This window comes from bacterium (assembly GCA_035307765.1).
GTDB lineage: Bacteria > Sysuimicrobiota > Sysuimicrobiia > Sysuimicrobiales > Segetimicrobiaceae > Segetimicrobium.
The window spans coordinates 61348-74098 of record DATGHU010000048.1; the positions used below are offsets into that span (position 1 = coordinate 61348).

The 12751-nt window shown below is 69.0% G+C and carries 12 protein-coding genes; 8 read left to right on the forward strand and 4 right to left on the reverse strand.

Annotated elements, in window-relative coordinates; translation table 11 throughout:
• Window positions 1–24: 24 nt before the first annotated feature.
• Complete coding sequence (locus VKV57_17150; protein HLW61631.1) at window positions 25–915, reverse strand: branched-chain amino acid ABC transporter permease; 891 nt, start codon at window positions 913–915, stop codon at window positions 25–27.
• Window positions 916–955: 40 nt separating this feature from the next.
• Window positions 956–2098, reverse strand: coding sequence for an ABC transporter substrate-binding protein (locus VKV57_17155; GenBank protein ID HLW61632.1), 1143 nt, complete (start codon window positions 2096–2098; stop codon window positions 956–958).
• A 140-nt stretch (window positions 2099–2238) separates the two neighbouring features.
• Here VKV57_17155 and VKV57_17160 point away from each other — a divergent pair, with 140 nt between their 5' ends.
• Window positions 2239–2703: a MaoC family dehydratase gene (locus VKV57_17160; GenBank protein ID HLW61633.1), complete on the forward strand. Its 465-nt coding sequence runs from the start codon at window positions 2239–2241 to the stop codon at window positions 2701–2703.
• On the opposite strand, the gene VKV57_17165 is transcribed toward VKV57_17160, so the two are convergent.
• Together VKV57_17165 and VKV57_17170 are read right to left on the reverse strand one after the other, a co-directional pair.
• The gene (locus tag VKV57_17165; protein HLW61634.1) at window positions 2695–3531 is read right to left on the reverse strand and encodes an aspartate dehydrogenase; all 837 of its coding nucleotides are present in this window, start codon (window positions 3529–3531) and stop codon (window positions 2695–2697) included. The two genes, VKV57_17160 and VKV57_17165, sit on opposite strands and share 9 nt — an antisense overlap.
• On the reverse strand, window positions 3521–4933 hold the full coding sequence (locus VKV57_17170; GenBank protein HLW61635.1) for a dihydroorotase family protein: 1413 nt from the start codon (window positions 4931–4933) through the stop codon (window positions 3521–3523). The genes VKV57_17165 and VKV57_17170 overlap by 11 nt, the downstream gene beginning before the upstream one ends.
• A gap of 180 nt (window positions 4934–5113) precedes the next feature.
• On the opposite strand from VKV57_17170, the gene fabG reads away from it, so the two are divergent.
• The 7 genes from fabG to VKV57_17205 all read left to right on the forward strand — a co-directional run bounded on the left by fabG (window position 5114) and on the right by VKV57_17205 (window position 12570).
• Window positions 5114–5863, forward strand: coding sequence for a 3-oxoacyl-ACP reductase FabG (gene fabG / locus VKV57_17175; protein HLW61636.1), 750 nt, complete (start codon window positions 5114–5116; stop codon window positions 5861–5863).
• Window positions 5864–5951: 88 nt separating this feature from the next.
• Entirely contained in the window at window positions 5952–6809 is an 858-nt protein-coding gene (locus tag VKV57_17180; protein ID HLW61637.1) for a creatininase family protein, read from the forward strand.
• 3 nt (window positions 6810–6812) lie between these two features.
• The gene (locus tag VKV57_17185; GenBank protein ID HLW61638.1) at window positions 6813–7784 is read left to right on the forward strand and encodes a succinylglutamate desuccinylase/aspartoacylase family protein; all 972 of its coding nucleotides are present in this window, start codon (window positions 6813–6815) and stop codon (window positions 7782–7784) included.
• A 107-nt stretch (window positions 7785–7891) separates the two neighbouring features.
• Window positions 7892–9178, forward strand: coding sequence for a DUF1116 domain-containing protein (locus tag VKV57_17190; protein ID HLW61639.1), 1287 nt, complete (start codon window positions 7892–7894; stop codon window positions 9176–9178).
• Window positions 9179–9193: 15 nt separating this feature from the next.
• On the forward strand, window positions 9194–10390 hold the full coding sequence (locus tag VKV57_17195; protein ID HLW61640.1) for an alanine--glyoxylate aminotransferase family protein: 1197 nt from the start codon (window positions 9194–9196) through the stop codon (window positions 10388–10390).
• Window positions 10391–10609: 219 nt separating this feature from the next.
• Window positions 10610–10816, forward strand: coding sequence for a cold-shock protein (locus VKV57_17200; GenBank protein HLW61641.1), 207 nt, complete (start codon window positions 10610–10612; stop codon window positions 10814–10816).
• A gap of 98 nt (window positions 10817–10914) precedes the next feature.
• Window positions 10915–12570 (forward strand): gamma-glutamyltransferase, encoded by a 1656-nt coding sequence (locus tag VKV57_17205; protein ID HLW61642.1) that lies wholly within the window; start codon window positions 10915–10917, stop codon window positions 12568–12570.
• The last annotated feature ends 181 nt before the right edge of the window (window positions 12571–12751 follow it).

Here is a 12751-nt window from a genome sequence, read left to right on the forward strand (position 1 = left end):
CCTCCCCCCGCCGCCGATCCGCATTCAGGCCTCGCGGCCCTGCTGCTGTCCTAACAGGCCGGTGGGCCTCACGACCAGCACGAGGAACAGCAGCCCGAAGGCGACGCCGTCCCGGTAGCTGCTGTTCAGGTACTGGACGATCATGATCTCGCCGATGCCCATCACCAGGCCTCCCAGCACGGCGCCGGTGATGTCTCCCATGCCTCCGAGGATGATCGCGGCGAGCCCTTTGAGCCCGTAGGTGGTGCCCATGAATGGGGAGACGCTCCCCTGGAGGAGCATGCCGACCAACACCCCGGCGACACCACCGAGGGCGGAGCTGAGGAAGAACGTGAACAGCACCACCCGGTCGAACGGCATCCCGAGGAGGCTCGCCGTGGCGGGGTTCTCGGCGACCGCCCGGATCGCCAGCCCCAGCTTGGTGCGGGTGAGGAGCAGGCGGAGGCCGACCAGCAGCAGGACCGTCGTGGCCAGGACGATGATCTGCAGGAGGCTGACGGTGACCCCGCCGCCGGAAATGAATCGGATGGGCACCGCACTCGGAGGATAGCTGAGCGGCTCCGATCCCCAGAGGATCTGCGCCAGATTGACCAGGATCAGGGCGATGCCGATGGAGGTGATCAGCGACGACAGGCGGCCGGCCTGGCGGACGCGGAGCGGGCGAAAGGCGATGCGGTCGATGGCGATGCCGAGGAGGCCGGTGCCGATCGAGGCACCGAGCAGGGCCTCGAGGAAGTTGGCATTCAGGCGGGTGAACAGCGTGTAGGCGAACAACGCGCCGACGGCCAGGATGGCGGCGTGGGCCAGGTTGATGATTTCGAGCACGCCGAAGATCAGCGTGAACCCGAGCGCGAACAGCGCGTAGACCGAACCGAGGGAGATGCCGTTGATCAGCTGTTGGAGGAAGACGACCATCGGGGAAGGGGGGGAGGGGCCCTCGGCGCCCTCCCCCCGCCTACTTCGAAGGGGTCAACTCGACGAATCGGCCGCCGCGCACCACCGCGACGTACGTGCGCGGCTGGATGACGTCCCGGTCCGGCCCGATGCTGATCCTCCCCAGCGGAGTTTCAAAGTTCTTGATCGTGGTAAGGGCCTGGGCGATCCTGCCGCGCTGCGCCTTGATGTCTTCGCCGCCCGTCAGGTTCGCACGACGGACCGCCTCGGCTACGACCAAGGCGCCCGCGTACGCCTGGGCGGCAAACTGGTTGGGCTCCTTCTTGTACGTGGCCCGGTACGAATCGTAAAACTTGAGGTTGACCGAAGTCGGCGCGCTCGGCACCCAGGCGGTGCCGACGATCAGCCCCTCCGCCGCCGCCCCCGCTCGGGTGATGATGTTGGTGTCGTTGAACCCGTTGCCGCCGATGAACGGGACGGTGATGCCGAGGTTGTGGGCCTGAATCAGGAGCAGGGTTCCTTCGCGAGCCAGGGCGCTGACCACGATCGCCTGGGGGTTGGCCGCCTTCGCTTTGGTGAGCTGCGCCGAGAAGTCGCTGTCCCCTCTGGCGAAGGTGATCGTGTCGGCGATCTGGATCCCATTCTTCTGCAGTTCCTCGGCGAACGTTTTGTAGCCCGATACCGTAAAGTCGTCGGCGTTATCGTAGAGGACGACGACCCGCTGGAGGTTGAGGGTTGCCTTTGCCACGGCGATCGACTTCGGGATCTGTACAGCCTCTGGCGCCGACACCCGGAAGATCGTCGGGCCGATCTGCGGGATGCCCTTGGCGGTATTGCTGACGCCGACGACCGGCACCCCCGCCTGCACGGCGAGCGGATCGGCACCGAATGCCTGCGAGCTCAGAACGGGGCCGAGGATGGCCGCGACCTGATCGCGCTGGATGAACTTTTGGAACACGTTAATCGCGCCGTCCCGCCCGCCGCCGGTGTCTTCAAGGATCGGATCGATCTTCACCTGTCCCTTGTCGTTGATTTGCTTGAACGCCAGCATGAAGCCGTTTCGGATCGGCTCACCGTACACCGAGATGTCGCCGGTGATGCCGACGGCGAGGCCGATCTTCACCGGTTGAGACTGCGCCGCCCACCCGGCCGACGCGGCGAGGGCCAGCACCAGTATCGGGATTCCCCATCGCTTTGCGATCATGCGCCACCGCCCGTGTTTCCGAAGAGGATACGACGATGTGGGGGCGATTCCTCCGGCGGGCCATCAAGGCCCGCGGCAGGAGGTGCGTGGACGCGCACGCAATGAACCCTGTCGATCGCCGCCGTCATCGAGGAGGGAGCATGGAAGCGCAACCGGAGGGACCGTTGGGGTTGCGGGTGGGGCAGAAGGCCTCGCGAACGAAGTCGGTGACCGAGGCCGATCTCCGCATGTACGCGGAGATCACCGGCGACTACAATCCGCTCCACTTCGACGACGCGTTCGCCGCCCGGACGCGGTTTCGCCGCCGCGTCGCCCAAGGCGGGATCACCGCCGGCCTCCTGAACGCGCTCGTGGCCATGGATCTTCCGGGCCCGGGGACGGTGTTCATGAGCCAGTCGCTCACCTACCGAGCGCCGGTCTTCGTCGGTGATCTGCTCACGGCTACGGTGGAGGTGGCGGGGCTCAAACCCGACAAACCCGTCTGCCACCTCACGTTCACGATCAACAACCAGCACGGCGAGGTCGTTCTGGATGCAGACGCGTGGACGTACACGCTCCGGCCCGAGGATTCGGTGGCGGGTGGTCGGAACGTCCCCTCAGGTTAAGCGGAACGCTTCGCCCCGCCGCTGCAGTGCGGCGACGGCGCTCAGACCGGCGAGGCGCGAGGTCCGCGGATTCATCGGATCCATCGCGTTCTCGAAGCGCAGGGCAAATGAGCCAAACCGGCCGTCCGCCCAAATCTCGTGCCGCGAGCGGGGGATCGCCGGATCGGCGACGACCTCGACCTGGGTGCGGTCGAAGCCGATCCCCGCCAAGCTCACCGCGGCGGCGATGTTCACGTTTTGCGGGAAGTGCCGCACCGCCTCCCGGGCCGGCCCACGGTACACGACCAGGGGGGCCTCGAGCGGTTCCCGCAAGAGCCCCCGCTCGACGACGTACGGGGCGGTGTTGAGTCCTTCCGGCCGTTTGGTCGTGCGGTGCGTGACGCGCTCCAGATCGCCGAGCGCCCGCGCGGCGGCGAGCGCGTCGAGCCCGCCGACCCCCCCGGACGGCAGCCAGACCGTCACCCCGCGTCGCCGGGCGGCGTCTTCCAATGGCTCGCGGAGAGCGTCGTCGGCGAGCGCCCCGATGCTCATCAAGAGGAGATCACACCCGCCCTCTACGATCCGCAGCGCGTACGCATGGGCCGCGGCGTGGCCCGCGGCCTCGACCACCACCTCGGGCCGGGCGGCCAGGAGGCTGTCCGGATCGTAGACGACGGTGCCGCCCGCTCGGGCCAGGGACTCCTCAAGATCGGGTCGTCGGGATCGCGCCAGCAGCACGACGCGGCGGTAGGGGAGGCGGCGTTGTTCCAGGGCCTGCAGGACCAGCCTGCCAATCGCCCCCGCGCCGATGAGACCGAGGGTGGCGCCCGGAGCGGGGCTAAGAGGCACGGATGCTTCCCTCCCGCGTGCCCCCCGCCGCCGCGGTCGCGCGGACCGGCGGAATGAACTCCCCGTCCCCGGGCCGCGCCACGACGACGCCGTCCTCATAGGCCGGTCGGCCGCGGACAAACGTCCGCACCGCGCGGCCGCGCAGTTCCATCCCCTCGAACGGGGTCCAGCCCACGGGGCTGCGGAGATCCCGGCCCCGGACAGTCCAGACCACGTCTGGATCGAAAATCGTCAGATCCGCGTCCGCGCCCGGGAGCAGCGCGCCCTTGCGGGGGAACAGGCCGAAGTTGCGCGCGGGGCGCTCCGCCAGGAGCGAGATGAGGTCGAGGATCGAGATCCGCCCCGCGCCCACGCCGAAGTGGTGCAGGAGTGGAAGCAGCGTCTCCACCCCCGGAGCTCCCGATGCGTTCGCGAAGATGTCCAGGTCGCTCTTGCGGGCGCGGGTCCAGGGGGCATGATCCGAGGTCACCTGATCGATCCGTCCCGCGGCCAAGTCGCGCCACAGCCAGTCGACGTCCTGGCGTCCTCGGAGCGGGGGGTTGATCTTCGCGAAGGGTCCCAGGCGCTCCATTGCGGTCTCGTCCAACACGAGGTACTGGATGCAGGTCTCCGCCGTGACGTGCACCCCCTCCGTCCGGTAGCGGTGGATGAGATCGAACGAGCGGGGGACGCTAGCATGCACGATGTGGAGGTGGACAGAGGTGCCGTACGCCAACTCGAGGACGCGTCCCACCGCTTCGGTCTCCGACACGGGGGGGCGAGACCGGCAGTGAGCGATCGGGTCGGTCTGCCCCGCCGCACGGGCCCGCGCCACCCCCCGATCGGCGATGTCCTGGTTCTCGCAGTGCACGGCCACCGGCACCCCCATAGCGGCGATCCGATGAAAGGCGGCGAGCAGTTCTCCGTCGGGGATGCGCGGAAAGCGGACGGGGTCCGCTTCGTAGGTGGCCACTTTGAACGCGCACGCGCCCGCGCCGGCGATCCGTTCGATCTCGTTCAGCCCGCCTTCCTTGCGGATGGTACCGTAGAGCGCGACATCGCCCACGGCCTCCGCCCTCACGTCGGCCACCTTCTTCCGGAACGTCTCGAGGTCGGGGACGGCGGCCGGCATGTCATAGGGCATGTCGACGATCGTCGTCACTCCCCCCGCCACCGCCCCCTCGGTGCAGCGGGTGATGCCTTCGGCCGGTTCGCTTCGCGTGTGGACGTGCGTATCCACGATCCCGGGCAGAACGTACGCATGCTCGGTCGAGACCGTGCGCCGGGCCGGAGGGAGCGGGCCCTGGATCTCGCCGACGGCGGCGATCCTGGCACCGCGCACGCCGACATACCCTCGATCCAGAATCCGCTCGGGGGTGACCACGCGTCCTCCGACTACAAGATCGAACTCCGCCTTCGACACAGAGATCCTCCCGTGCCTGAAAGTCCCGCACGGTGTTCGTGACCCGGGCGCGGCCGTCCTCCCCAGGAGACCGCGGCGGCGCCGCGGAAGATCGGGGAGGCGGCGGGGCGCCGAGACCGTGCGGCGGCTGCCGCTTCCCGGGAGTTTTGCGATTCCGGCGGCGGGAGGTGGGAGAAACGGATGGGACCGATGCTGGCCGGCCGCGTGGCGTTCGTCACCGGTGCCGGATCAGGGATCGGACGGGCGATCGCCCTGAGGTTTGCTCGCGAAGGCGCCGGCGTGGCCGCGCTCGACCTGAACGGGCAGACCGCCGAGGAGACGGCGGCGGCCGTCCGCACGCTCGGAGTCCGAGGAGTCGCCCTCTGCGCGAACGTCAGCCGGGCCGGGGAAGTGGAGGCGGCGGTCGCGCACGCCCAGTCGCAGTTGGGGTCGATCGACATCTTGATCAACAACGCAGGCCTGACGCGCGATGCGACGATCCGAAACCTCACCGAGGCTGACTGGGACCTCGTCGTGGACGTGCACCTCAAGGGTACCTTTCTCTGCACGAAGGCCGTGGCGATACGCATGCGCGAGGCCGGCCGCGGAGGCGCCATCGTCAACATCTCGTCGATCTCCGGGAAGATTGGGAACTTCGGCCAGGCCAACTACGCGTCGGCGAAGGCGGGGATCGTGGCGCTGACCAAGGTCACCGCGCGCGAGTTTGCCCGGTACGCGGTGCGGGCGAACGCTATTCAGCCGGGGATGATCGATACGCCGATGACGCGCGCGCTCGGGGAAGAACGGCTCGCCCAGAGCGTCGCGGACACCCCGCTCGGGCGGTTGGGGACGCCGGAGGACGTCGCCGCGGTCGCCCTCTTCCTGGCGAGCGACCTCGCCGCCTACGTGACGGGGGCGGTGATCGAGGTGACCGGGGGAAGGTACCTGTAGCGGCCCGACACGAATCACCCGGATCGACGGGTGCCCCATCGGCACCGCGCGCCCCTCACCGCACGGCACTCCGGGACGGGAGGAGACAGTGCCCAAGCATCCGTACCGCTTCGAGCATCTCAGTTGGGAAGAGGTCAACGATGCGGTGCGCGCTCAACGGTGCGCGCTCATCCCCGTGGCGACAATCGAGGATCACGGCCCCCACCTTCCGGTGGATACGGACATCGTCATTGCCTCGACGGTCTGCGAGCGGGCGGCGCAACTCGCGCCGGGGGAGATCGTGCTCCTTCCGTGCGTACGCATCGGCTACAGCCCCCATCATCTGGACTTCCCCGGGACGCTCACCATTCGGTGGAATACGTTCGTCGAGTACCTGCTCGACATCACGCGGAGCCTGGCCCACCACGGGTTTCGAAAGATCCTGCTCGTGAACGGCCACGGGAGCAACCGACCGCTCGTGGAGCTGGCGGTGCGGCTGACGGTGGTCGAGCGGCCGGACGTTCACTGCGCGTATACCTCGTGGTGGGATCTTCACGACGTCCGCGCCGCCTTCAATGCGGTGCGCGAGTCCGAGGTCACGTCCCACGCCTGCGAGATCGAGACCTCGGTGTACCTGGCAGTGGACGCCTCCCGCGTGAAGATGGAGCGGGCGGAGCGCGACATGACCTACCAGATGTCCCCGCACTTCTGGGGGGATCTCGCGGGCCGCAAGCCCGACCCCTCCTACAAGAACGCCGTGTGGATGACCGAGTACTGGAGCGCGGATACTCGACACGGCGTCAAGGGCGACCCGACGAAGGCCACGGCGGAGAAGGGGCAGCGGGTCCTTGAGGCAGCTGGCCGCGAACTGGTGGAGATCGTCCGCGAGCTGCGGGCGCGCCCCATCAAGCCCAGGGTCCCGCACCAGGTCGAACCGGCCACCCCGCCCGGGATCGCCAAGACGTAACGCATGCCCGTCCGGGTCCCGCTCGCGCAGTTCGAGCTCGACCGTACCCCCGGCACGACCGACGTGCTGGTCTCGGCGGGGACCGACCCGCCGCTCGACCTGCCCTTGATCGCCATCGTCGGTGCCCGCCCCGGGCCGCTGGTCTGTGCCGCGGCCGGGGTGCACGGTGACGAATACGAGGGCCCGCGCGCCCTGTGGGAGCTGGCCCGGGATCTTCCGGCGTCGTCGCTACAGGGCAGCGTGGCGCTTCTCCCGGTCTGCAACCCGTGGGCGTTTGCGGCGGGGAGTCGGGCGACGCCGGAGGCCGTCGATGGGATCAATCTCGCGCGCATCTTTCCGGGGGACCCCGGGGGCCGGCCGACGCAGCGGCTGGCCGCTGAGCTGTTGGAGTTTGTGGTGCGCCAGAGGCCCGCGCTGTTCGTCGACCTGCACAGCGGCGGCGTCCGGTACCACTTCCTGCCCGTCGTCGGATACCGGCGGGGATTGGGTGACCCGGCCCGATCGCAGGCCGCGGCGCGGGCGTTTGGGGTTCCCCATCTCTGGGAGCTGCGCGATCACCCTGGGACGTTCAATGCGGAGGTCGCGCGCCGGGGGATTCCCACCGTCGGCACGGAGATGTCCGGCATGGGGGGATGTCTGGACGAGGACGTCGCCGCCACCCGCAACGGCGTCCTGAACCTCCTGCGGTGGCTGGGGATGCTGCGGGACAGGCCGGCGCCTCAGGTGCCGGGACCGTTCTGGCGGACCACCGATCTCCCCACGCCCTCTGCGGGGTACGCGGTCATCGATCGGGGAGTGGGGGAGACGGTCCGGCAGGGGGAAACGGTTGCGCGTGTCCTCGCTCCCTTTGGCGAGGCGCTCGGCGACGCGCGCGCGCCGCACGACGGCCGGGTCTGGGTCACCCGCCACCTCCGTACGATCGAATCGGGAGAGACCCTCGCCGCCGTCGCCCGCCCGGTCGATGACGGCGGGTGATCGCCGCGGAAGGATGGTCCACGCCGCGCGGGTTCCGAAGGGAGCCGCGCGCGGCCTGCCGGGGGCGCGGAGGAGACCCCCTTCGGCGCCTTGAAGCAGGCGACGGCATGACTGCGTCCATCGCCGATCGAATCGCCGCCGCCAACACCACCGCTCTCCACCGCCTCAACTCGGCGGCCCCCGTGCTGACCCGGATCCGCGAGGCCCGTGCCGCGATCCCCCACCTGGACGATCGCGTCCTGCTCCACGCCGGTCCCCCCTTGGCTTCCGGTGAAATGTGCGGCCCGATGCGGGGGGCCGTCCTCGGCGCCGTGTTGTACGAAGGATGGGCCCCCGATCTGTCCGCCGCTGCCATCCTCCTTGACCGCGGCGCGATCACGCTCCGCTGCACGCACGACGCCGGGGTGGTTGGGCCAATGGCCGGGATTATCTCCGCGTCCATGCCGCTGTTGGAGGTCCAGGACCGTGAGCACCGAACCACGACGTTTGCTCCCCTCAACGAGGGGATCGGCCAGGTGCTTCGGTTCGGGGCAAACGGGGAGGCGGTGATCGCGCGGCTCCGCTGGCTCCGCGACGTGCTGGCCCCCGCCCTCGACGCGGCGCTTCGGCAGCTCGACGGCATCCCGCTCGTGCCGCTGATGGCGCGGGCGCTAACGATGGGCGACGAGATGCACCAGCGCAACGTTGCCGCGACCGGCCTCCTTTTCCGGGCGCTGGCGCCGGCCCTGGCGGAGCGCGGTGCGTCCGGGCCGGCGCTCTCAAGCGTGCTCAGGTTTCTGGCGGAGAACGATCAGTTTTTCTTGAACCTGGCGATGGCCGCATCGCTGGCTATCACCGCGTCGATTCGGGAGATCCCGTACAGCACGATTGTGACCGTGATGAGCCGGAACGGGGTCGAGTTTGGGATCCGGGTAAGCGGCCTCGGTCCACGCTGGTTCACGGCGCCCGCTCCGGTGCCGGTGGGGATGTACTTTCCCGGCTTCACGGCGGAGGATGCCAATCCGGACATGGGGGACAGCGCCATCGTAGAAACGGTCGGCATCGGCGGGATGGCGATGGCGGCCGCACCGGCGGTGGTCGGCTTTGTGGGCCTGCCCTCGATGCGCGAGGCGTTGGCCACGACCCAATCGATGGCAGAAATCACCGTGGCGCCGAGCGCCGCCTTCAAGATCCCCACGCTCGATTTCGCGGGGGCGCCCACCGGGATTGACCTCCGGGCCGTCGTCAAGCTCGGGATCACCCCGGTGATCAACACCGGCATCGCGCACCGCGTGGCGGGCAAGGGCCAGATCGGGGCGGGCGTGGTGCGCGCTCCGCTGGCGGCATTCCAGCTGGCGCTCACGGCATTCGTCGCCCGCTACGCCGCCGATGCCTCGGTCCTCGCACCGGAGTAGATGGGAGAGACGCGCGTGCGCCGCAGCCTCGCAGACCTGGCACCTCCCGTACGGTTGCTCTGCGGAACGGGTCCAACAAACCCCGACCCGCGGGTCTTGCGGGCGCTTGGCGCTCCCCTCCTTGGGCAGTTCGACCCGGCGTTCACCGCGATAATGTCGGACGTCATCGAATTGGTGCGGGTCGTGTTCCAAACCGCCAACGCGCGAGCCTTCGCGGTGTCGGGGACCGGCCGGGCGGCGATGGAGGCCGCGCTGGCGTCCCTGATCGAGCCCGGGGACCGAGTGGTGGTGGCCAACTGCGGCCGGTTCGGCGATCTCTTCGCTGAGATCGCCTCGCGGTACGGCGCCCGGGTCGCGCAGGTCTGCGCCGAGTGGGGGCGGGTGGTCGAGCCCGGGGCGATCGAGGAGGCGCTGCGAAAAGAGCCGGCCAAGCTCGTGGCCGTGGTGCACGGGGAGACGAGCACGGGGATGTGGCAGCCCATCGATGAGATCGGCCCGATCTGCCGCGCGCACGGCTGCCTGCTCGTGGTCGACGCCGTCGTCACCCTGGGCGGGGTCCCGGTGGAGACCGACGCCTGGGAGGTCGACGTCTGCTTTGCCGGCACCCAGAAGTGTCTCGGGTGTCCCTCCGGAATGGGACCCATCACCTACAACGCCCGGGCCGAGGCGGCGCTGGCCGCGCGCCGGACCCCGGTCGTGAGCAATTACCTCGACCTCACTCAACTCCAGCGGTACTGGGGTCCCGAGCGCTTGAATCACCACACCCTCCCCACCAGTATGACCTACGGATTGCGCGAGGCGCTGCGGCTCGTTGTGGAGGAGGGGATTCCCGCCCGCGCCCTGCGCCACCGCCGCGCGGGAGACGCTCTCAAGGTCGGGCTCACGGCAATGGGGATGGAACTCTTCGGCGATCCCCGGCACCGCCTGCCGATGATCACGGCGGTCAAGGTCCCGGCAAACGTGGACGACGACGCGGCGCGGCGGCGGCTTCTCGACGAGTTTGGGATCGAGATCGCCACCTCGTTCGGCCCGCTGCGGGGCAAGATCTGGCGGATCGGGTTGATGGGGCCGAACGCCGGGTTGCCGGCGGTCCTGTCCGTGGTCGATGGGCTCGAGCACGTGCTGCGAGAATTCGGCGCGCCTGCGCCCCACGGGATAGGCGCTGAGGCCGCACGTGAAGCCTACCGGCTGTCCGGGTCGGATGCTCGATAATTCCCATCCGATCTCCGGTCGGGACGACCCGGATTCTTGCAGGCCCTCCTGAGGCGCGGCGACGATTTGCGCGCCCACGGCGCGACGGGTCGACCAATCGTTGCATCGCCCCGAGGCCCAACCCGCCTTGCCATTCCCGCAAATCGTGTGGCATACTAATACGGCATCAGCAGGCTGCAAAGTCGGTTGGTAGCATGCAGGATAGAGAGGTGGGACGGTATGGCAGGAGGGACAGTGAAGTGGTTCAGCGCCGAGAAGGGGTACGGCTTCATCACCCCCGAGGAAGGCACCAAGGATTTGTTCGTGCACTTCAGCGCAATTCAGGGTGAGGGGTACAAGACACTGAACGAAGGCGACAAGGTGGAGTACGAGGAGACCTCCGGGCAGAAGGGCCCGCAGGCCGCAAACGTGCGAGTGGTTCGCTAACGGGCGAGATCGCGTCGGTGCACGGCGGGGTGGGGATGGCGACAACAGGCCATCCCCTCCGAATTTTTTGTGATCGCTGAGCGGGGAGAGGGGACCTCATGCCACACGAGACGTACGCGACAAAATTTGGGCTCCGGCCGGTTGTCTATGGCCGGAAGGGGATGGTGGCGACGGCCAACCCGCTGGCCACCCAGGCCGGGGTTCGGATGCTGGCCCAGGGGGGAAACGCGGTCGACGCCATCGTCGCCGCGGCCGCAGCGATCGGCGTGGCGGAGCCCTACATGTCAGGGCTGGCCGGATGCGGCACGCTTCTGCTCACGCCCCCGGGCGAGAGCCCGCGGGCGCTCGTGTTCCTGGGGCGGGCGCCCACCGGGGCGGTACCCGAGCGATTCCCCGGGGGACGTCCCGACACCGGATATCTTGCGCCGGCGGTGCCCGGGAACCTCGCGGGGTGGGCGCGGGTCCTGGCTGACTACGGGAAGCTCTCCCTCGCGCATGTGCTCGAGCCTGCGATAGAGTTGGCCGAGCGGGGCGTCCCGTTCACCCCGTTCGATCACCAGATGTTCACGGAAAGTGCCCGCCGGCTGACCGCGGAGGGGGGCGAGACCTACCTGCACCACGGCCGCATCCCCGCGGTCGGAGCCCTTCTCGTTCAGCCGGATCTGGCGAAGACCTTTCGTCGGATCGCGGCGGACGGTATCGGCTACCTTTACGGTGGGCCTCTGGGGCGGGACACCGACCGGCTGATGCGCGATCGGGGGGGATTGATTGCGGAAGCGGATCTCCACGCGTATCCGGAGACATTGCAGTGGACGTCGCCGATCCAGACCACCTACCGGGGGGTGACGATCTTTGCGCCGCCGCCGCCGACGAGTGCGATCCAGGTGCTGGAGACGCTCAACGTGCTGGAGACGTTTGACGTCAAGGGTGGGGGCCACCTCAGCGCCGATCACCTGGCGATGATCGCCGAGGCGTCCCGCGCCGCCCGGGTGGATACCGATCGCCTGGTAGGCGATCCGGGCCGCGTGACCATCCCGGTGGCCAGGCTCCTTTCCTCCGAGCACACGACGGAGCTTCGGGCGGAGGCGGTCCGCCGTCTGCACGCCTCATCGACAGTGACCGGGGGCGTTCCCGCCGGGGGGTGCGCGGAGGGCGGAAGCGACGGGGTCGCCTCCACCACCCACCTGGCCGCCGCCGATGCGAGCGGCCTTGCGGTCAACATCACCCACAGCCTCGGGCACGGGTTTGGAAGCGGGGTCGTGGTCCCCGGCACCGGCGTGTGTCTCAACAACGCGATGCGCTGGTTTTCGCTGACGCCCGGCCACCCAAATGTGGTCGCGCCCGACAAAACCCACGAGTGGCCCGTGGCTCCGGTCCACCTCCACCGCCACGGGCGGTTCCTGGGGACGGTGGGGACCCCCGGGGCCTACGGAATCCTCGTCACCACCGTGCAGGTCCTGGTGCACCTGCTCGACTTCGGGCTCAACCTCCAGGACGCGATCGCCGCACCGCGGTTTCGCTGGATCGATGATGTCAGCGAGGGTGATCCGGTACCTCCGCGGGCGATGCGGGTGGAGTCCCGTGTACCCGAGGAGACGAGGGCGGAGCTTGCCGCCCGCGGGTATGAGATCGACACGCTGGGGGCGTGGTCGATGCGGGTGGGCGGGGTGCAGGGGATTCTCGCGGATCCCGACACCGGATGGATCGCCGGCGCCGCCGATCCCCGGCGGAATGGGTACGCGGTCGGCTGGTGAAATGAGGCGGGACATGGCCGCGTCATTCGGAGCGTGTTAGACTAGTTCGCCATGAAAAATGCAGCTCGAACAACGGATCTGGTACAGATCCGGTAGCGGGCTGAAGGGATGAGCGGGTCCTTTCGCCCGAAACTACCGCGTCGCACCGATCGTCACCATTCGATCCAGATTGTAGGTCAGA